This is a genomic window from Arthrobacter sp. THG-b23 (assembly GCF_059091265.1).
This window is the reverse complement of sequence record NZ_JBNHGM010000005.1, coordinates 172,054-191,026: the sequence shown is the minus strand read 5'-3', so window position 1 is coordinate 191,026 and position 18,973 is coordinate 172,054. Positions and strand designations below refer to the sequence as shown.

The following is an 18,973-nucleotide window of genomic DNA, read 5'->3' as shown; positions in this document are numbered from 1 at the left end:
GTGGGATGATTAGCGCAGACTTGTCTTGCGTATTGTCGGCCAATAGCGGGACAAACTGGTTCCAACCATCGATCCAAGGAGCACCCCAGGTGTCTGTGGTATCCACTCCCGCAACCCTCAAGCATGCCGCCGGCATGATCGACAACGCCGAGGCGCGGCGCATCCGCAACGACTTCCCGATCCTCGACCAGCAGGTGAACGGCTCGCCGCTGGTCTACCTGGATTCGGGCGCCACGTCGCAGAATCCGCTCTCCGTGCTGGAGGCGGAGCAGGAGTACTACGAACAGCGCAACGCCGCCGTCCACCGCGGCGCGCACATGTTGGCGGTCTCCGCCACCGATGCTTTCGAGAACGCGCGGGAAACGGTCGCAGGCTTCATCAATGCCGGCATCGACGAAGTGGTCTGGACCTCCAACGCCACTGAAGCCATCAACCTGGTCGCCTATGCCTTTTCCAACGCCAGTGCCGGCCGCGGCGGGGAGGCCGCGTCGCGTTTTGCCCTGGGGCCCGGCGACGAGCTGGTGGTTACCGAGATGGAGCACCACGCCAACCTGATCCCCTGGCAGGAGCTCGCCTTCCGCACCGGCGCCACGTTGCGCTTCATCCCGGTGGACGACGCCGGTGCGCTGCGCCTCGACGAGGCAGCGCAGGTCATCGGTCCGCGCACCAAGGTGGTGGCGTTCACCCATGCCTCCAATGTGCTGGGGACCATCAACCCGGTGGAGGCCCTGGTGGGGCTCGCCCGGGAGGCGGGCGCAGTCGTCGTGCTCGATGCCTGCCAGTCGGTGCCGCACATGGCCGTGGACGTGAAGTCGCTGGACGTGGACTTCGCCGCCTTCTCCGGGCACAAGATGCTGGGCCCCACCGGCATCGGCGTGCTGTACGGGAAGGCGGAGCTGCTCAACGCCATGCCGCCGTTCCTGACCGGCGGTTCCATGATCACGACCGTGACCATGGAGCAGGCCGAGTATCTGCCGTCCCCGCAACGTTTCGAAGCCGGGACCCAACGCATCTCGCAGGCGGTGGCCTTGGCCGCGGCGGTCGACTACCTCCGGGAGACCGGGATGGACCGGATCCATGCCTGGGAGGCGGAACTGGGGCAGCGGCTGGTGGCCGGGCTTGTGGCCATCGACGGTGTCCGGGTGCTCGGCCCGGCCGCCGGCGCCGAGCGGATCGGGCTGGCCGCCTTCGATGTCGAGGGCGTCCATGCCCACGACGTCGGCCAGTTCCTGGACGACAAGGGCATCGCCGTGCGCGTCGGCCACCACTGTGCGCAGCCGCTGCACCGGCGCCTCGGCCTGGTGGCCACCACCCGCGTCAGCACCTATCTGTACAACACCACGGACGACGTCGACGCCTTCCTGGAGGCCGTCGCCGGGGTCCGCCCGTTCTTTGGAGTTAACTGACGTGAGTGCTGAACTGCAGCAGCTGTACCAGCAGATCATCCTGGAGCACGCCAAGAAACGGCACGGGGCGCCCCTGGCGGATCCGCCGCCCGGTGACAAGTCGGGCGAGTCGCACATGCTCAATCCCACCTGCGGCGACGAAATCACGCTCCGGGCCGCCGTGCACGAGGACGGCGCTGCAACCATGCTCTCCGGCGTCAGCTGGGACGGCCAAGGCTGCTCCATCTCCATGGCCTCCGCGTCGGTGCTGAGCGATTTGGCGCAAGGCATGGAGCGGGAGGAGCTGCTGAAGGTGGTGGACAACTTCCGCGAGCTGATGCGCTCGCGGGGGAGCGTCGAGGCCGACGAAGAAATCCTCGGAGATGCGGCCGCGTTCTCCGGCGTCTCCCGGTATCCGGCGCGGGTTAAGTGCGCCATGCTCGCGTGGGTGGCGCTGGAGGAAGCCTTGCTGGCGGCGAACTGACTGGACGCAAAAGGGGCCGGGCGGCACAGTAGCGCGGCCCGGCCCCTCCTTTGGCTTGTTGGCTTGTTGCCTAGCCCGCGAGTCCGCGGGCGCCGATCACCAGCGTGGCGATGCCCAGGATCATGGAGGTGGTCGCCTTCATGAACTCCATGGTGAAGTAACGGGTCATCGCACCCTTCTCGTCCTTGGAGCGCGGATCCTTCCACACCCGGACAAGATGCGGTGCCCAGACAAGCAATGACCAGACGCCGGCAAGGATCAGCACCCAGGCCAGGGCAGCCGGAATATTCACAGCAGCGGCTCCCGGATCAGACGCGGCCGGACAGCCAGGCCTCGGCCTGCTGCGCCTGGATGTTCAAAGCCTTGCCGAGCATCGGCTCGGCGGCGGCGGCGATCTTGCCGCCCAGGAACGGAATGGAAGACTTCACGTCTCCGCTGAGGTCCACCCGGGTGGAGTCTCCGTCAGCAACGAGCTGCTGGACCGCATTGACGTCCACCGGGGCGCCGGCCACCTTCATGCTGACGTCAGCGGTGCGGGAACCGTCGGCCGCCGGCGCCTGCCACCGTTCCGTCTGGGTGACGGTGAGCGAGTCGCCCAGCATCTTTTTTGCGATCTCCGGCAGCCGCGCGCTGGGAACCTTGCGGATCACGGTCAGCGTGAAGGCGCCCGATACATCGCCGTCGCGCTGCACGGACTCCAAGGTGCCGCCGACCAACTCGCTGATGTGGCGCAGGAACGCCTCGTCGGTGAAGGCTTCGGTGACCTTGGCTGCTGGGTAGGGAAGGGTGGTGGAAGCGCTGAGCGCCATGAAGACTCCCGGATTCTCGGAACTGGTTGGGCCAGCACCCATCCTACTGTGCGCGGTAAAGTTGGTCCCTGACCCTCAGTTGCGCCGAACTGGAGGGTATTCGTGTTGCGCCCGACCGGAAGAAGATGGAACACAATGAGCCTGAACGGACTGCGCACAGCCCTCGCCCAGGACGAATCGTTCGCAAAGGTACGGCTGCAGTCGGCCCGGCCCGTGGCAGAACGCAGCGAGGATCTGCAGATCGGTGCGCCGCCCGGCCTGCGGGCAGCGTTGCTGGCCGAGATGGTGCAGGGGCTCGAATCGGGCGCCACGGAAGGAACCTCAGGCGGCGACCATCCCGGCGTGGGCGTGGTACTGGCGGTGACGGCGACCGGACGCGAGACCGAAGACCTGGCCGCGGCGCTGCGCAGCTATCTGCCGGATGAGTCGATCGAGGAGTTCCCCAGTTGGGAGACGTTGCCGCACGAGCGCCTCTCGCCGCGGTCGGACACGGTGGGGCGCAGGCTGTCGGTGTTGCGCCGGCTGAAGCACGACGACGGGGCGGCGCCGCTGCGGGTGGTCGTGGCGCCGGTGCGTGCGGTGCTTCAGCCGCTCGTGCAGGGGCTGGGGGATTTGCAGCCTGTTTCGCTGACGGTCGGCGACGAGGTCGCCTTCACCGACGTGGTCCGGCGGTTGTCCGAAGCTGCCTACGCCCGGGTGGACATGGTCAGCCGGCGCGGCGAGTTTGCCGTCCGCGGCGGGATCCTGGATGTCTTCTCGCCCACCGACGACCACCCCGTCCGGATCGAGTTCTTCGGCGACGAGGTCGAATCGATGCGCTGGTTCGCCGTTGCGGACCAGCGCTCCCTGGCCGGCGAGAACGTCAAGCACCCCGCCCAGCTGTATGCCCCGCCGTGCCGGGAACTGCTGATCACGCCCTCGGTCATGAGCCGCGCGGCCAAGCTGAAGGGCCAGATGCCCGCGGCGGCTGACATGCTGGAGAAGATCGCCGGGGGCGTCGCCGTCGAAGGCATGGAATCGCTGTCGCCGGTGCTGGTGGACGCCATGGTGCCGTTCATCGGGGAGCTGCCGCCCGGATCCATCGCCGTCGTTATTGAACCGGAGAAGGTGCGCGGCCGCGCACACGACCTTGAGACGACGAACGACGAATTCCTGGCCGCCGCGTGGGCGACGGCCTCCGAGGGCGGGGACGCGCCGCTGGACCTGGCGCTGCAAGGGGACCTGGAGCAGGCCGGCTTCCGCTCGCTGGCGGACACCCGGGCGACGGCCGGAGAACAGCAGGTGTCGTGGTGGTCCATCACCTCGTTCAACCCCGACGACGAAACCGTCCTGGACATCGACACGCTGACCATCGCCGCCAGGGAGCCGAGGGGCTACCAGGGTGATGTGGCCGAAATGATGGAGTTCATCGGTTCCCGCGTGCGCGACCAATGGCGTGTGGTCGTGGCGACCGAAGGTCCGGGCCCCGCCGCCCGCATGGCCGAACTCTTCCACGATGCCCAGATCCCGGCCTCCCGCGTCGAATCGCTGGAGAGCGAACCGCAGCCCGGGATCATCGAAATCACCACCGCGAGCACCGGCAAGGGGTTCGTGTTCGACGGGCTGAAGCTGGGTTTGTTGACCGAAGCCGACCTGCTGGGCCGGGCCACCGCGCGCTCCACCAAGGACATGCGCAAGATGCCGTCGCGGCGGCGGAACGCGGTGGACCCGCTCCAGTTGACCGAGGGCGACTTTGTGGTGCACGAGCAGCACGGCGTGGGGAAGTTCGTGGAACTGGTGCAGCGGTCCACCGGCGCCGGGCCCGCCAAGGCGATGCGGGAGTACCTGGTGCTGGAGTACGCCCCGGCCAAGCGCGGTGCGCCGGGGGACCGGCTGTTCGTGCCGACGGACCAGTTGGACCAGGTGACCCGCTACGTCGGCGGAGACGCCCCCGCCCTGTCGAAGATGGGCGGCTCCGATTGGGCAAAAACCAAGAGCCAGGCCCGCAAGGCGGTCAAGGAGATCGCCGGGGAACTGATCCGGCTGTATTCGGCCCGGATGGCCTCCCGCGGGCACGCCTTCGGGCCGGACACGCCGTGGCAGCGCGAGCTGGAAGAGGCCTTCCCCTACATCGAAACGCCCGACCAGCTGACCACCATCAACGAGGTCAAGGCGGACATGGAGCGCGAAGTCCCGATGGACCGGCTGATCTCGGGCGACGTGGGCTACGGCAAGACCGAGATCGCGGTGCGGGCCGCGTTCAAGGCGGTCCAGGATGGCAAGCAGGTTGCTGTCCTGGTTCCCACCACCTTGCTGTCCCAGCAGCACTTCGAGACGTTCAGTGAACGCTTTTCCGGGTTCCCGGTCAGGGTCAAGGCGTTGTCCCGCTTCCAGACCTCCAAGGAAGCCAAGGACACGATGGAAGGAATCAGGAACGGCAGCATCGACGTCGTCATTGGAACGCACCGGCTGTTGTCCAAGGAGGTCCAGTTCAAGGACGTGGGCCTGGTCATCGTGGACGAGGAGCAGCGCTTCGGCGTCGAGCACAAGGAAGCGTTGAAGAAGATGCGCACCAACGTGGACGTCCTGGCCATGTCCGCGACACCCATCCCGCGGACGCTGGAAATGTCGCTGACCGGCATTCGCGAGACCTCCACCCTGGCCACCCCGCCGGAGGAGCGCCATCCGGTGCTGACCTATGTTGGCCCGTACACGGACAAGCAGACGACGGCGGCCATCCGGCGCGAACTGATGCGCGAGGGACAGGTCTTCTTCGTACACAACCGGGTTTCGTCGATCGAGCGGCAGGCGGCACGGATCCGGGAGCTGGTCCCCGAGGCGCGGGTGGAGGTGGCCCACGGGCAGATGAGCGAGTCACGGCTGGAGCAGATCATTGTTGACTTCTGGGAGAAGCGCTTTGACGTCCTGGTCTGCACCACCATCATCGAGACCGGGCTCGATATCTCCAACGCGAATACCCTGATCGTCGACCGGGCGGACCGGTACGGCCTCTCACAGCTGCACCAGCTGCGCGGGCGGGTGGGCCGCGGCCGGGAGCGGGCGTACGCCTACTTCCTGTTCGACGCAGAGAAACCGCTGGGCGAAGTGGCCCTGGAGCGGCTGAAAGCCGTGGCCGCGCACAATGAGCTGGGCGCCGGCATGCAGCTGGCCCTGAAGGACCTGGAGATCCGCGGCGCGGGCAACCTGCTGGGCGGAGAACAGTCCGGGCACATTGCCGGCGTCGGATTTGATTTATACATCCGGCTGGTCGGCGAGGCGGTGGCGGATTTCCGCGGCGAATCCGAGCAGAAGGTCGCCGAGATGAAGATCGAACTGCCGGTGAACGCGCACCTGCCGCACGATTACGTGCCGGGGGAGCGGCTGCGGCTGGAGGCGTACCGGAAGCTGGCGCAGGCAACCACCGGCGAAGCCATCGACGAAGTGGTGGCCGAGCTGGCCGACCGCTACGGCGAGCTGCCGGAGCCCGTGCGGAATCTCGTGGCGGTGGCGCGCTTCCGGATCGAGGCCCGCGCTGCCGGGCTGACGGACGTGGCGGTGCAGGGCAACTTCATCAAGTTCGCGCCCGCGGCACTGCCGGAGTCCAAGGCGATGCGGCTGAACCGGATGTATCCCGGATCGCAGGTGAAGCCGGCGCTGGACTTCATCCTCGTCCCCAAGCCCAAGACCGCTCGGATCGGCGGCAAGGACCTGGCCGACCTGGCCATCCTTGAATGGGCGCAGGGCGTCATCGACGCGGTGTTCAAGGAGTAACGGCGCGTGCGCCTAGGCTGCCAGCGCCGCATACCGGCCGTCGGCGTCGAGCAGGGTTTCGTGCGTTCCCTGTTCGACGATCCGCCCGGACTCGAGGACGGCGATCTGGTCGGCATTGCGGACCGTCGAGAGCCGGTGGGCAATGGTGATGGTGGTGCGGCCCGCGGCCAACCGGTCGAAGGCCTGCTGGACCGCGTGTTCGGTCTGGGTATCCAGGGCACTGGTCGCCTCGTCCAGCACCAGCACCGGGGGATTGCGCAGCAGGGTCCGGGCAATGGCGATGCGTTGCTTCTCGCCGCCGGAGAACCGGTGCCCGCGTGAGCCGACGACGGTGTCGTAACCGTCGGGCAGTGCCGCGATGTGGTCGTGGATCTGGGCGTCCCGTGCGGCCTGCTCGATGTCGGCATCGCTGGCATCCGGCTTGGCGTAGCGCAGGTTTTCGCGCACCGTGGTGTGAAGCAGGTAGGTGTCCTGGCTGACCACTCCCACGATGGACGCCAGATCGGCCAGGCGCAGGGAGCGGAGGTCCACGCCGTCGATGGTGACGCGACCCTCCGTCGGATCCTGCAGGCGGGCCACCAGGGAGGCCAGGCTGCTCTTTCCGGATCCGGTCGGGCCGACCAAGGCCAGGGTGGAACCGGCAGGGACGGCAAGGTCCACATGCTCGATGGCCGGTGTCTCGCTGTCCGGATAGCTGAAGCTGACGTTCTCGAAGCGGACATGGCCGGCGACCTTCGACAGATCCACCGGGGCGGGGGAGGCCGGCTCCGCGATTTCCACCGGCAGGTCCAGATACTCGAAGATCCGGGCGAAGAGCGCCAGCGAGCTGGTGACGGTGATCGTCACGTTCAGCAGCCCGAGCAACGGCCGGAAGAGGCCGCCCTGCAGCGCCGTGAACGCCACCACCGTGCCGATGCTGATGTTCCCTGCGGCCCCCGGCAGGCCGGCGGCGAAGTAGATGACGGCGGGTACGGCGGCAAAGATGATGCTCATGGTGGCCATCCGCCAGCGCCCGGCCAGTTCGGAACGAAGTTCCAGGTCGGTCAGCCGCTCCGAGGAGGCAGAAAACCGGGCGGCCAGGTCGTCTCCGGTGCCCAGCGTCTTGCTCAGCTGGATTCCGCTGACCGAGAGCGATTCTTCGATGGTCACATTCATGTCGGCCAGTTCCCGCTGGCGGCGGGCGGTCAGCTCCCGCCGCACCTTGGCCACCTTGCGGGTCAGCACAATGGCCGGCGGCATGACCAGCAGCGAGATCAGCGACAGCTGCCAGGACAGTGCGGCCATGGCCACTGCCGTGGCGACGACGGTGGTCAGGTTGGTGGCGATGCCTGTTGCGGTCGAGGTGACGACCGACTGCATGCCACCGATGTCGTGTGTGATGCGGGACTGGATTTCCCCACTCCGTGTCCGCGTGAAGAAGCCGACTGACTGGCGCTGCAGGTGCGCGAAGACCTCGGTCCGCAGGCTGTGCATCACGCGTTGGCCCACCCGGGTCGCGATCCAAGTCTGCAAAACGCCGAACAGGGCCGTGACGGCAGCGACGGCCAGCATCCCCGCGGTCAGCCAGGCCAGCAGCGGGAGCTGCTGGCCTGGCAGGGCCGTGTCGATCACGGCCCGCAGGAGGAACGGCGAGGCCATGGCGGCGGCCGAGGACGCGATGATGATGCCGGTAACGAGCGCCAGTTGTCCCCGGTAGGGACGGAAAAGGGCGGCGATCCGCTTCAGCGGTACGTGCCGGGCCTGTTCTTTTTCTGCGGCCGTCGGCTCCCTGACGGGACCGCGGCCGGGGGTTATTCCGAAGGTTTCCGTCGGAACCACCTCGATCCGTGATGAAGGGGGCAACGTGCGCCGCCCGCATTGCTGAGGTTGCCTCAATATGAGGTTACAACAGGGAAACTTGGTAGTCTATTCCCGTGGCAGACGAAAGTTTACTGGACGCGTTCTGGGCCGTGTCGCGTCAACTCAGGAGGGGCACCCGGGAGGGAATGGCCCCGCTCGGCGTCGCCCCGTCCCAAGCGAGGGCGCTGCGCGTGCTCCGCCAGCACGGCCCGCTGCGTCTGGGCGAACTGTCCGAGCGGCTTCGGATAGCGCCGCGATCGGCGACCGACATCGTCGATGGCCTGCAGGAGAGGGGCTGGTGCTTGCGGGAGCCTGATCCGGCGGACCGCAGGGCCACGGTGGTCGTCCTGACCCAGGCTGGGCGGGAGATAGGAAAGGCCATCCGGGAAGTCCAGGTGAGGCATGCGGAAAAGTACTTTGGCGTCCTGTCTGCAGCGGAGCGCTCCCAGCTTTCCTCCCTCCTGGCCAAGCTCACATCGGCGGAGGACTAAGGCGGGCCTACCGCAAGAACGCGAACCACAGGGCGGCTGCCGCAGCAAGCACGACGACGACGGTGCTCACTACCCAGGCGGTCTTGGCCGCCTTCTTGGGCGCTTTGCCACGCCGTGCGGACCCGGAGGAGCCGGACTGCGGCTTCTCGATGCGGACATACTTTGTAGGACCGGCCGCTTGACCGGCCGCAGGTGCCACTACTTGGATGAGGCCGGTGCGCAACTCCCGCCTGGCCGGATACGGGTCGCCGGACGGCTTGGCCACGAGAGGAGTCACTGGAATCATGCCCGTTGGCGGCGCGGGGTCGGCTGCCCCCGTGCGAACGTCGCGCCGGCTCGGCAGTTTGGTGTCTTGGGCAGGAGTGGGCATTAACTGGCCTTTCAGCCATCAGGAACGGGTGTTGTACGCACAGACGTGGCATAGCCATCTTAGGTAGCCGGGGCCGGAATCGCGCCATCCAGCCGGGTCGTGTCGTGAAGTCCGACGGGTCGCCCCGGCGCCAACGGCCCGCCGCGTCATTCAGCTTTCCTTTGGCCGATCTTCGGCCCGCGCCGCCCGGCTTCCTGAGCTGCCGAGGCCAGACTGGCAGCTATGAGTTTTCCTCCCCAGCACGATGTCCAGGAGACGGACCAGGGCAAACCCGCAGTGTCCCTCCTTCTGGCTGCCTGCGCGCTACCGGTGGTCTCGGTGCCGGTACTGCATGCCTTGGCGAGGGACCTGAGGGACGAAGACGCCTGCCGGCGGTTCGTGGCCGACTACATTGACATGTGGAATGTCCGGAGGACACGGCTGGTACAAGCGGTCCTGGAACAGGACATAGACAAGCTCATGGATGTTTCCCTGAGCCTCAAGACCGCCAGCAGCGTGGCCGGGGCACTGCGGCTGTCGTTTATGGGCCAGCAAATTCAAATCCTGGCCGTCGAAGTCGCGGAGGGGAACCGGCAAGCGATTGCGACCGCGCGGGATTTGCTTGAGCCGATCGGAAGGTGCGGCGACGAGACGATGCAGCGCCTTGCTGCCGATTACCTGGCGACGGACAGCGGAGCCATCCGATAACCGAACCCTCGAACGGTCTCCAGCCACCGGGGCGAACGCGGATCATCTCCGAGTTTGCGGCGCAGGTTGGCCATGTGGACCTCGACGGCGCGTTCGTCCGCCTCCGAAACAAATGAGCCGGTATCAAACTCCTCAAACCGCAGGCGCCGCACCAGGTCCTGCTTGCTGCGCACGTTCCGGCCGCCGTCCATGAGGGTCAGCAACAATTCGAATTCCGTCCGGGTCAACTCCACGGCGGTCGAGTCCACGGTTACCGTACGGGTCGGATAGTCCAATGAAAGACCGTTGTGGTCGTAGGTGCCGGGCGCAACCGCTTCGGCGCCACCGCCCTCGCTCCCTCCGGCAGTCCGCGAGGCAGGATGGGACGGGTACGCGGGCTGCCCGGCAGCGACAGGTGTTGGTTTGGCCACGGCCGCGGGGGGCTGCGTTGACAGCGGCCCGGTATTGCGGGAGCGGCGGAGCATGGCCGAGACCCGGGCCCGTAGTTCGAACGGTCGGAACGGTTTGTTGATGTAGTCGTCCGCTCCGGACTTGAATCCCAGCACGGTATCGATTTCGTTGGACCGCGCCGTAAGCATGAGGATGTAGGCATCGCTGAAAATCCGGATCTGCCGTGCGGCCTCGAAACCGTCGAAGTCCGGCAGCCCCACGTCCAGGGTCACGATGCTGGGACAGTGATCCCTCACCGCAGCTACACCCTCCTGGCCACTGGCGGCCGAATGAACCGAGAACCCGGACTGGGCGAGAACACTGCTGATGAGCCGCCGGATGTCTTCGTCGTCCTCTATGACGACGGCTACTTGCGGAATGTCCATCTATCCCATTTCTTGTGTGTCTGCCGATTCCTGGCGTGCGGTCGAGAGACCGCTTGAGTCGATTTGCGGGGAGTCCTCTTAGCTACGATGCCCTGCTCTCGTGCAACGTTCAACCCTTCCCGCCGGGCACGGTCTCACCGCCGGTGAATCACACCGGGTGGCCCGTGTTCCGTCGTCGGCAGCGTGTTCCGCTTTACTCCTGCGTCTTCATCTTGAGGTTAGGGCGGATTCTTGAGGTTCGTCCGGCCGTCACGCCGGTAATTTCGAGAACCTTCAGCACATTCAACGGTTCATCTTTGGCCGGGCCGATGACAGTTGAAGTTGCGGGAGGAACGTCCTACCGGGTCAGCACAGCATGAGGTCAAAGATGAACAAGATGGTTAAGGGCACTATCGCGATCGGCGCGGGCGCACTGTTGCTCCTCGGTGGCGGCGGAACACTGGCAGCCTGGAACGCGGACCAGACCGCACAAATGGGCACGATCCAGGCCGGTAACCTCAACCTGACAGCAGAGCAGGGTATCTGGACGAGCAATCTGATGGACGCCCCCGTGGACCTCGCAACCCACAGAGTGATTCCCGGCGAGACGCTGACTTACAAGCAAAACCTGGACGTTGTTCTTGAGGGCAACGCCCTCAAGGCGAAACTCAGCGTGGACGGGAAAAACGGGACGAACGTTCTCGACGCAGCCTTCGTCGACGGAACGATCAGTAAGCCGGAAGTCACCCTGGCCAAGGAAGGCGTTGACCTAACCAACGTCCTCTCGAAATCGGTCGAGGACATCACTGCGTCCGTGAGTTTTACCTTCAACGCGGACACTGCACAGAGGCAGAGCGTGAACGCGAAGTATGACTTCAGCAACGTGGCATTCAAGCTTGAGCAGGTTACGCCTGCGCCCGTGAGGTAGCGGAGACAGTTGCCTCGTTTTGACAGTCAGCAGGCCCGCTGGGCATCGGCTCCAGCCAGTGGTAGGCAGGGGGAGTTGGATGCGGCGTTTTGCGACGGCAGCGGCGCTGATGTCCGCTGCGGTTTTTCTGGGTATGCTCGCCGTGCAGGGCACTTATGCCCTCTGGCAAGCCAGCGTATCGGCCGATGCCGGCACCGTCCAGGCTGCGGACTTCACAGTCACCCTCAGCGGGGACGGAAGCCGGCACATGGATATGACGCTGGCCAACGGTGCTCCGGCGACGCTTGCATTGTCCACGAAACCAGCGGGCGCCGTGCTGCCCGGCGGCACTGTATATGCCGGCGTCCTGGTGACGAACGAGGCCAATGCCACTGCCGATTTCGCCGTTGAGGCGAAGGTGGCGGTAGCGCCGATTATCGAATCGCAGGAGCTGGGTAGATTCCTCAAAATCACGTCCGCAGCCGCTGGAAATCTCGCCTCCTGCTCGAACCCTGCCCTTTTTGGTGCCGACCCGGATGCGCTCCCTTCGTTCCGCCTGGCCAAGGGGCACGCGCGCGCCTTTTGTTTCCAGGTGGAACTCGCCGATGACGTACCAGCCTCCCTGGAGGGTTCGTCTACAGCGATTTCCATTCCGTTGTCTGCGGCTCAGATGTGAGAGAGAAGCTCATGCATGTTGTTCGCCTGATAGGCAGGGGACTTGCCTACCTGGTCTTCCTGACGGTCACCCTGGCAGCGCTGGTGCTGGTCGTTATACCTCTGGTTACCGGGTCTCAGACATACACGGTGCTGACGAACTCCATGGCGCCCAAATACGCGCCGGGCACGTTTCTGGTGGTGCAGCCTGTCCCGTTCGAAGAGCTGCGTGCCGGCGACATCATTACCTATCAGGTGGAATCCAACAGCCCCGTCGTTGTCACCCACCGCGTCACCGCGATCATCTCGGCCCAAGACGGTGAGCGGCTGCTGGTGACCAAGGGGGATAACAACTCCCTGGAAGACGAGATGCCCGTCATGGAAGTGCAGGTTCGGGGCAAACTGTTCTATGCCGTGCCCTCGGTCGGCTTTGTTGCCAACGCCCTGGGACAAGGCGGGCGCGGCAGCCTGGTGCAGCTTGCGGCCCTCGCGCTCATTGCGTATGGCGGCTTGGCGGTGATTCGTGGACTCCGCCAGCGGAGACAAAAAGGCAGCTCAGGTGCCGCCGCCGGGGTCCCATCCAATCCGGCAGGAGGGGATAAGGAGGAGGCGGCCACGGATGCCCGGGACGATATCTGCGCCCGCGTCGGCACCACTCCCGGGCCGCAGGCGGAAGCGCTGCCGACCCGCCGTTCGCTCAGGGAACAGAACAGGATTTAGCGCGATGACCGGACGAAAGGAACGACGGCCCTGCGCCTGGCGCGCCTCGGTTTCGGTCCTGTTGATCCTCTTGGTTCTGGCGCCGGCCGGTCCGGCATTCGCGGGCGATGAACGTCTGCAGCTCAGCCTGGACGGACGGGATTTCGCGTCGCGGCTTCAGGCACCGTTGTTTGAACAGAGTGCGCCGCTGGTGCCCGGTGGATCCATCACCTCCGGCCTGTGGATCCGCAACAACGGCAGCGACGCCGGAGCGCTGACCGTGGCCGGCGTCGTCGGCGACGCCGACGTGGAGATCGCCAGGAATCTGGTCCTGCAGGTCGAGTCGGGCGAGGAACCTGCCGGCGAAGCCTCGCTGACGGGGCCGTGGTCTTGTTCCCGAATCAACACCGTCTGGACTCTCGAGGCGGGGGAGATCCTGCGCCTGGACATGACACTGCGGCTCGACAAAGAGGCTGCGAACGAGACCCGGCTCAAGAGCGCCGATGTGGATGTGGCCGTGACGTTGCAGGCGACGGCGGGAGGACAGGCGGCCCGCGCCGCCTGCCCCGCAGGTACCGGATCCAACCCGGGCGTCCCGCCGCCGGACGGGGCAGCTGCCGATTCCGCGGTCGGGTCCGGCCGCGCGGCCTCCGGCTCGACCGGAAAGGGTACGGACGCCACTGGCTCCACCGAGCTCCACGGTCAACAGGCCATCGACGCCGGCGTGACTGCTGATTTCGAAGACCAGGTGTTCCCGTTGCCCGGAAGCGATGTGGGTGCACCGGCGGCCGAAACAGGTCGCGCCACCCAGCCCGCCACCTGGATCGAGAGCAATGTCTTCGCCAACAGCAGCAGATGGCTGGCGGTAGCTCTGGGCCTGACGGGAACCCTGTCTGTGGTCCTAATGAAACGAAGGAAGCGCTCATGAGCACGCCGCGCGAACCCGACGCGCCAAATTCAGCCAGCCCCGGTTTTCCGGCGCGGTTGAGGGCACTGCCCGGTTTCACGCCGGCCTTGGTGGCATTTTTCCTGGTCATTCTGCTCGGCGCCGGCGTGCCCGTCGCTGCGGCCAAATGGAAGCAGACGGCTACGGCAACCCTGAACATTACGGTGGCTCCGGTGCATGGCCCGCCGTCCGGATCCGGCGCAACCCGCGTCGCGGACGGCGCCCACCTGAAGCCCCGCCCCATAGGGCCGGGACGGAAGTCCGCGCAATGCGTGGTGGGGAAAACCAAGGAGGAGTTGGTGAACCGCGACAAGGTCGACGTCACCTTCGGTTGGAGCCGTGCCTCGAGCTTCACGCACTACACCGTCACGCTCACCTCAGCTGATCCGCGTTACAACCACGCGGCCGAAGTGAAAGGCGAATCGGTCACGTTCAGCATGCCCCGGATTCCTTCCGACCGGCTGGGCAATCCCCTCAACGGGGCCGGGACAAAAGCTCCCTATTACACGCAGTACAGCTTGCGCATCCAGCCGATGAACGGTGCTATCGCCGGCGATGCTGCCTACTTGGCGTACGACTACCAGCACTCAAACGTGGAAAACTGCTACTACGACGCCAAACAGCATCCGCCTTTGGGGTTGTTGACGAGTGTGAAGCACACCGTCAGTGCGCCCGCCAGCGACCGCAGGTACGTGTCCTTCAGCTGGAACGAATCGACCGGCGCCACCTCCTACGACGTGTCTCTGCTCGCAGCCAACGGCTGGGGCGCTGAAACGACGGTGCAGGCGACCAGCGCGGACTTTGAACTGCCGTTCTCCCAGACCGGCGGTGATTTCTTTGGTGACTACCGCGTGCGGATCCAGCCGATGAACGGAACTGTTGCCGGCGATCCTGTCTACAAGACCCTGAAGTATTTCCCAAGGGGTACGACACTCCATGAGGCTGTTTCGCCGGAGTAGGAATGCCCCCCGGATTTCGGGATGCCGTCCTGCCAAAAACCCTGGAGACAGGCGGCGGATCGGTGCACCCGTCCCTGTTGGTTGCCCGAACGGACGCGTATCCTGACCCTAGGGGAACGGAGTAGAGAAGCCATCGTTCCGTCGTGATCGAAGGGGTGCTTTCATCATGGTAGATATGGGCTTGGCCTGGCTGTTCGGGCTGCTGCTGCTGGCTATCGTGGCATTGCTGGCGGTTCTTGTGGTTCGCGCGTTCATGGGGCTGAGACCGCGCGACGTGGAAGATGCTTTGGCAGCGGCAGGCGGCCAAATACAGCAGTCGCACCGGCGGAGTACGGCCCGGCAGATCCTTGACCAGAGGTTCGCGCGCGGCGAGCTGACGGCAGATGCCTACCGCGAAGGCCTGCGGGTCCTCGGCGAAGACCGCTAGCCAATGGGTGGATGCGCTGGCGGGCGGCCCATCTGCGCGCACGGGCCGGCCGCTACAGGACCCCCGGTTTCCCGCCCGTCGACACATAGGTCTTGAACAGTGCGCCCAGATCTTCGCCTGCCACGTCCTCGGCCAGCTCTTGGAAATCGCTGGGCTTGCCTGATCCGTCCCGGACCCAGGTCTTCAGGATGCTGAAGAAATTCTTGTCGCCCACTTTTTCCCGCAGCGCGTGCAGCGCCATGGCCGCCCGGGTCTGGACGTTGGCGGCGAAAAGCTGGTCGGCGCCCGGATCCGACACCCGCACCTGCCAGAAGTGGTGGTCAGCCGCTATGCCGGCGTAGAAATCGAACGTATCATCGGCGCTGCCCAGGTTTTGCTGTTCGTTCCAGAGCCACTGGGCATACGTCGCCAGGCCCTGGTTGAGCCAGCTGTCCCGCCACCGCGGCGGCGGCAACTGCGAGTCGGTCCACTGGTGCGCCAATTCCCGTGCGACCATGGCATTTCCGCTGGCCTCATCGTAGAAGCCATCCATGGGGTAGACCGGCCGCCCCTGCATCTGGAGGGCGAAGCCCAGGTTCTCGGAACGGTCAATGATGCCGCCGGCGCTCTTGAGCGGATACTTGCCGAACACGGTGGACAGGAATTTTATGATGTGCGGCTGCTTGTCCAGCGACTGCTGGATCTTGTACGCCTGCGAAGGAGGAGCGGCGGACCCGGCCGTCCAGCCGTTCGCGTTCTCCGGACTGCCGTCCGGTGCACGCTGCGCTTCCCAGCCGTCCCAGCGGTCGCCGTCGCTGTCGAAGGACGTGGACCCCGTACCGCCCGCCACGTTAATGTCCTCGACGAAGACTCCGTCGTTCTGCCCCGTGATGTCGCTGGCGTAGGTGATGGACAGCTCCACATCTTCGCCGGCGTAGTCTGCCAGGTCGAACTCCCAGTGCTCCCAGCCGTCACTGGCACCGGTGGCCGCCCACCATTGACCGGTGGTGCCTCCTGCACTGCAGGAACCACCGCCGTCGTCCGTCTGGTAGTGCTTTAGGAAGGGGTGCACGTGATGCCACGCCGGGCAGGAATTGCCCGTTTCGTCGTCCGCGAGTCCGGTGTCGTCCTTCAGTGTGGTCCAATCGTTGCCGCCAGGCGTGCGCGCCTCCACGAAGGCATAGTCCCAACCAGGCTCCGTGTCCCGCAGCATCCAGAACGAGAGTTCACCGCCGGAGGGGGGAACACTGACGGTGCGCGTGAGCCGCTTGTAGCTCGCGTCGTCACTCTGTGACCAGGCCAGCCCGTCGCCGTTGCGCGGGATCACCACCTCCTTCAGCACCGGATCCATCGCGTCGACGTAGTTGATGCCGTCCTCCGTGTGCTCCGACAGGTCGAAATGCCCGACGGCGATGGTCGCCAAATGCGGCGACAGCGGTTCGGCAGCCTTCCAGGTGTAGACGGTGCGGCCGGACTCGGCTTCCATGCCGTCCGGCAAGCCGTTGGCCACCGCCTGCCATCCGTCGGGCACGGAGATGTTGAAGGTGTAGCCGGCACGGTCGCTGGGATGGTTGTTCACCGGAAACCACGTTGGGGCACTCTCCGGATGCCCGGTGACGAGAGCACCGTCGTCGGTATGGATGAACCCGGCGGGGCCGGGCAAGGCGAGGGTCCGGGGGATGCCGGAATACTCCACGACTACGGTGAAGCGGCTGCCGGCCGGTACACCGCGGGTGGGGGTGACGGCGAGCTTGGTTCCGGTCCGGGCAAAGCGGGCGTCCCGCCCGTCGACGTTGACGGAATCGACATCCAGTCCATCCAGGTCCAAGCTGAACTCCGAAAGGTCTTGCTTGGCCTGCGCGGTGATCGTGGCGGTGCCGCCCAGCCGGTCGGTGGGCGGGGCATACAGCAAGTCCAGTTGATAGTGAATCACCTGATAGCCGCCGTTGCCGGCGTCAGGGAAATACTCATCATGAAGGGTGGCGGAGCCGGGCTCGAAGACGTGCTGGCCGGGATCGGGTGCTGCGACCGCCGGAGCGACGGGCAGCGCCAAGCCGGACACGCCCAACAGCGCGGCCGCGGCCAAGGCAAGGCAACTCCGACCCATCATGCAACGTCCCCCCATCGGCCAAGGCTGCACGGACCCGTTGATCAGCAGGGTCGGCGGCTTCAAGCGCTGGCCATCTACATAACATGCTCCTGTTCGGGACCACTGTCAACGGATACGACCATGGGCCCGCACAATTGGCTGTTCGGGCCCATTCTGGAGGGCCGAACTTGGGAAAACTCTAGGGGCGGCCGATGCCCTTGAAGGCCCAGCCGGCCTGGCGCCACGTTGCCGGGTCCAGTACGTTGCGTCCGTCCAGGATTTTCTTTTCATCCACCTGGTTTCCGACGGCGACCGGATCCAGCTCGCGGTATTCATTCCACTCGGTCAGCAGCACCAGCGCGTGGGCGCGGGCGATAGCCGTCTTGGTATCCGGTTCATAGCTGAGTTCCGGGAAACGCTGCTTGGCGTTGGACAGGGCCTCCGGGTCGGTGACGGTGACCGTGGCGCCCTGCAGCTGCAGTTGGGCGGCAACAGACAACGCGGGTGAATCACGGACGTCGTCGGACTGCGGTTTGAACGCGGCACCGAGCACGGTAATGCGCTTGCCGATCAGTGACCCGCCGCAGAGCTCCCGGGTCAGTTCCACCACGCGCGTGCGGCGGCGCATGTTAATGGCGTCCACTTCACGTAGGAATGTCAGGGCCTGGTCGGCACCGAGTTCGCCTGCCCGGGCCATGAAGGCGCGAATATCCTTGGGCAGGCAGCCGCCGCCGAAGCCGACGCCGGCGTTGAGGAACTTGCGCCCGATCCGCTCGTCCATGCCGATGGCATCAGCCAGGGCGGTGACGTCGGCCCCGGCGGCTTCGCAAACTTCCGCCATGGCGTTGATGAAGGAGATCTTGGTGGCCAGGAAAGAGTTTGCCGCGGCTTTGACCAGTTCGGCGGTGGCATAGTCGACCACCAGCCTCGGTGTGCCGTCGGCCAGCGGCGTCGCGTAGACCTGGTCCATGGCCGCCGTGGCGGCTTCACCGGGAGCGCCCGGAGGCACGCCGTAGACAAAGCGGTCCGGGGTCAGCGTGTCCTTGACGGCGTGGCCTTCGCGCAGGAATTCCGGGTTCCACGCCAGGATGGCCGCCGGGGCGACATCCCGGATTTCCTCTGCGAGCCGTGACGCCGTGCCCACCGGCACGGTGGACTTGCCGACCACCACGTCGCCGGGGCGGAGGTGCACGGCCAGGGACGTGAAGGCAGCATCCACGTAACGCAGGTCGGCGGCGTTCTCGCCCTTGCGCTGCGGGGTGCCCACGCACACGAAGTGCACGGCGGCTCCGGCCGCGTCGGCCATCTCGGTGCTGAACGTCAGCCGGCCGGTCTGCTGGACCTCAGCGAGCAGTTCGGGCAGGCCCGGCTCGAAGAACGGGGCGCGGCCGGCCTGCAGTTCGGCGACCTTGCGTTCGTCCACGTCGATACCGACCACGTCATGCCCAAGCTTGGCCATGGCCGCGGCATGCACGGCCCCCAAATAGCCGCAGCCGATGACGGAAATTCGCATGGTGGTCCTTTACACGTGCCTTGAGTAGAGACTACTTCGACTTTAGCGCGTTACCGCTGGCGGTTTTGCCGGTGTTCCAGCCACGCATAGGCCAGCACGGTGCCGAGGGCTGCGCCCAGGACGTTGGCGCCGGATTCAAGGCTGAAATGGTTCTTTCAGGTGTTTGTGAGGGGTATCACGGCTTGGCTATG

The 18,973-nt window shown here is 65.8% G+C and carries 18 protein-coding genes; 11 read left to right on the top strand and 7 right to left on the bottom strand.

All coding sequences use genetic code 11. The features are described 5' to 3' along the window. Nucleotides 1-89 precede the first annotated feature (89 nt). Nucleotides 90-1,406 (top strand): cysteine desulfurase, encoded by a 1,317-nt coding sequence (locus AC5RVD_RS11400; RefSeq protein WP_494126969.1) that lies wholly within the window; start codon nucleotides 90-92, stop codon nucleotides 1,404-1,406. Nucleotide 1,407: 1 nt separating this feature from the next. Then, nucleotides 1,408-1,869, top strand: a complete 462-nt coding sequence (gene sufU / locus AC5RVD_RS11395; protein WP_493988006.1) for a Fe-S cluster assembly sulfur transfer protein SufU — start codon at nucleotides 1,408-1,410, stop codon at nucleotides 1,867-1,869. A 70-nt stretch (nucleotides 1,870-1,939) separates the two neighbouring features. On the opposite strand, the gene AC5RVD_RS11390 is transcribed toward sufU, so the two are convergent. After that, the gene (locus AC5RVD_RS11390; RefSeq protein WP_494111501.1) at nucleotides 1,940-2,161 is read right to left on the bottom strand and encodes an SCO4848 family membrane protein; all 222 of its coding nucleotides are present in this window, start codon (nucleotides 2,159-2,161) and stop codon (nucleotides 1,940-1,942) included. 16 nt (nucleotides 2,162-2,177) lie between these two features. Beyond that, nucleotides 2,178-2,678, bottom strand: a complete 501-nt coding sequence (locus tag AC5RVD_RS11385) for a DUF2505 domain-containing protein (RefSeq protein ID WP_494111500.1) — start codon at nucleotides 2,676-2,678, stop codon at nucleotides 2,178-2,180. 135 nt (nucleotides 2,679-2,813) lie between these two features. Here AC5RVD_RS11385 and mfd point away from each other — a divergent pair, with 135 nt between their 5' ends. Further along, a complete protein-coding gene (mfd, locus tag AC5RVD_RS11380) occupies nucleotides 2,814-6,428 on the top strand; it encodes a transcription-repair coupling factor (RefSeq protein ID WP_494126968.1) in 3,615 nt (1,204 codons plus the stop codon). 12 nt (nucleotides 6,429-6,440) lie between these two features. On the opposite strand, the gene AC5RVD_RS11375 is transcribed toward mfd, so the two are convergent. After that, nucleotides 6,441-8,246 (bottom strand): ABC transporter ATP-binding protein, encoded by a 1,806-nt coding sequence (locus tag AC5RVD_RS11375; protein WP_494126967.1) that lies wholly within the window; start codon nucleotides 8,244-8,246, stop codon nucleotides 6,441-6,443. 95 nt (nucleotides 8,247-8,341) lie between these two features. Here AC5RVD_RS11375 and AC5RVD_RS11370 point away from each other — a divergent pair, with 95 nt between their 5' ends. Further along, nucleotides 8,342-8,758, top strand: a complete 417-nt coding sequence (locus tag AC5RVD_RS11370; protein ID WP_494111497.1) for a MarR family winged helix-turn-helix transcriptional regulator — start codon at nucleotides 8,342-8,344, stop codon at nucleotides 8,756-8,758. A 7-nt stretch (nucleotides 8,759-8,765) separates the two neighbouring features. Here the strand turns inward: AC5RVD_RS11370 and AC5RVD_RS11365 are convergent, their stop codons facing one another. Then, nucleotides 8,766-9,035, bottom strand: a complete 270-nt coding sequence (locus AC5RVD_RS11365) for a hypothetical protein (protein WP_494126966.1) — start codon at nucleotides 9,033-9,035, stop codon at nucleotides 8,766-8,768. A 315-nt stretch (nucleotides 9,036-9,350) separates the two neighbouring features. Here AC5RVD_RS11365 and AC5RVD_RS11360 point away from each other — a divergent pair, with 315 nt between their 5' ends. Further along, a complete protein-coding gene (locus tag AC5RVD_RS11360; protein WP_494111495.1) occupies nucleotides 9,351-9,815 on the top strand; it encodes an Hpt domain-containing protein in 465 nt (154 codons plus the stop codon). Here AC5RVD_RS11360 and AC5RVD_RS11355 read toward each other — a convergent pair. Beyond that, nucleotides 9,782-10,630, bottom strand: a complete 849-nt coding sequence (locus AC5RVD_RS11355; RefSeq protein WP_494111494.1) for a response regulator transcription factor — start codon at nucleotides 10,628-10,630, stop codon at nucleotides 9,782-9,784. The two genes, AC5RVD_RS11360 and AC5RVD_RS11355, sit on opposite strands and share 34 nt — an antisense overlap. A gap of 367 nt (nucleotides 10,631-10,997) precedes the next feature. On the opposite strand from AC5RVD_RS11355, the gene AC5RVD_RS11350 reads away from it, so the two are divergent. From AC5RVD_RS11350 to AC5RVD_RS11325, 6 genes are all read left to right on the top strand, one after another. After that, entirely contained in the window at nucleotides 10,998-11,537 is a 540-nt protein-coding gene (locus AC5RVD_RS11350; protein ID WP_494111493.1) for an alternate-type signal peptide domain-containing protein, read from the top strand. A gap of 79 nt (nucleotides 11,538-11,616) precedes the next feature. Beyond that, complete coding sequence (locus AC5RVD_RS11345) at nucleotides 11,617-12,192, top strand: SipW-dependent-type signal peptide-containing protein (protein WP_494126965.1); 576 nt, start codon at nucleotides 11,617-11,619, stop codon at nucleotides 12,190-12,192. Further along, the gene (locus tag AC5RVD_RS11340) at nucleotides 12,189-12,890 is read left to right on the top strand and encodes a signal peptidase I (RefSeq protein WP_494126964.1); all 702 of its coding nucleotides are present in this window, start codon (nucleotides 12,189-12,191) and stop codon (nucleotides 12,888-12,890) included. The genes AC5RVD_RS11345 and AC5RVD_RS11340 overlap by 4 nt, the downstream gene beginning before the upstream one ends. 4 nt (nucleotides 12,891-12,894) lie before the next feature. After that, on the top strand, nucleotides 12,895-13,797 hold the full coding sequence (locus AC5RVD_RS11335) for a hypothetical protein (protein WP_494111490.1): 903 nt from the start codon (nucleotides 12,895-12,897) through the stop codon (nucleotides 13,795-13,797). Further along, a complete protein-coding gene (locus AC5RVD_RS11330) occupies nucleotides 13,794-14,774 on the top strand; it encodes a hypothetical protein (RefSeq protein ID WP_494111489.1) in 981 nt (326 codons plus the stop codon). The genes AC5RVD_RS11335 and AC5RVD_RS11330 overlap by 4 nt, the downstream gene beginning before the upstream one ends. A gap of 166 nt (nucleotides 14,775-14,940) precedes the next feature. Continuing rightward, nucleotides 14,941-15,201, top strand: coding sequence for an SHOCT domain-containing protein (locus AC5RVD_RS11325; protein ID WP_494111488.1), 261 nt, complete (start codon nucleotides 14,941-14,943; stop codon nucleotides 15,199-15,201). A gap of 52 nt (nucleotides 15,202-15,253) precedes the next feature. Here AC5RVD_RS11325 and AC5RVD_RS11320 read toward each other — a convergent pair whose 3' ends face one another. Further along, on the bottom strand, nucleotides 15,254-17,290 hold the full coding sequence (locus AC5RVD_RS11320; protein WP_494126963.1) for a M1 family aminopeptidase: 2,037 nt from the start codon (nucleotides 17,288-17,290) through the stop codon (nucleotides 15,254-15,256). Between the two features lie 178 nt (nucleotides 17,291-17,468). Further along, a complete protein-coding gene (locus tag AC5RVD_RS11315) occupies nucleotides 17,469-18,782 on the bottom strand; it encodes a UDP-glucose dehydrogenase family protein (protein ID WP_494126962.1) in 1,314 nt (437 codons plus the stop codon). Nucleotides 18,783-18,973 lie beyond the last annotated feature (191 nt).

Excerpts from the sequence above, each read along its gene's own strand:
- AC5RVD_RS11385 (WP_494111500.1), bottom strand. The coding sequence starts at position 2,678 with ATGGCGCTCAGCGCTTCCACCACCCTTCCCTACCCAGCAGCCAAGGTC.
- mfd (WP_494126968.1), top strand. The coding sequence starts at position 2,814 with ATGAGCCTGAACGGACTGCGCACAGCCCTCGCCCAGGACGAATCGTTC.
- AC5RVD_RS11360 (WP_494111495.1), top strand. The coding sequence starts at position 9,351 with ATGAGTTTTCCTCCCCAGCACGATGTCCAGGAGACGGACCAGGGCAAA.
- AC5RVD_RS11355 (WP_494111494.1), bottom strand. The coding sequence starts at position 10,630 with ATGGACATTCCGCAAGTAGCCGTCGTCATAGAGGACGACGAAGACATC.
- AC5RVD_RS11350 (WP_494111493.1), top strand. The coding sequence starts at position 10,998 with ATGAACAAGATGGTTAAGGGCACTATCGCGATCGGCGCGGGCGCACTG.
- AC5RVD_RS11345 (WP_494126965.1), top strand. The coding sequence starts at position 11,617 with ATGCGGCGTTTTGCGACGGCAGCGGCGCTGATGTCCGCTGCGGTTTTT.
- AC5RVD_RS11335 (WP_494111490.1), top strand. The coding sequence starts at position 12,895 with ATGACCGGACGAAAGGAACGACGGCCCTGCGCCTGGCGCGCCTCGGTT.
- AC5RVD_RS11330 (WP_494111489.1), top strand. The coding sequence starts at position 13,794 with ATGAGCACGCCGCGCGAACCCGACGCGCCAAATTCAGCCAGCCCCGGT.
- AC5RVD_RS11325 (WP_494111488.1), top strand. The coding sequence starts at position 14,941 with ATGGTAGATATGGGCTTGGCCTGGCTGTTCGGGCTGCTGCTGCTGGCT.
- AC5RVD_RS11320 (WP_494126963.1), bottom strand. The coding sequence starts at position 17,290 with ATGATGGGTCGGAGTTGCCTTGCCTTGGCCGCGGCCGCGCTGTTGGGC.
- AC5RVD_RS11315 (WP_494126962.1), bottom strand. The coding sequence starts at position 18,782 with ATGCGAATTTCCGTCATCGGCTGCGGCTATTTGGGGGCCGTGCATGCC.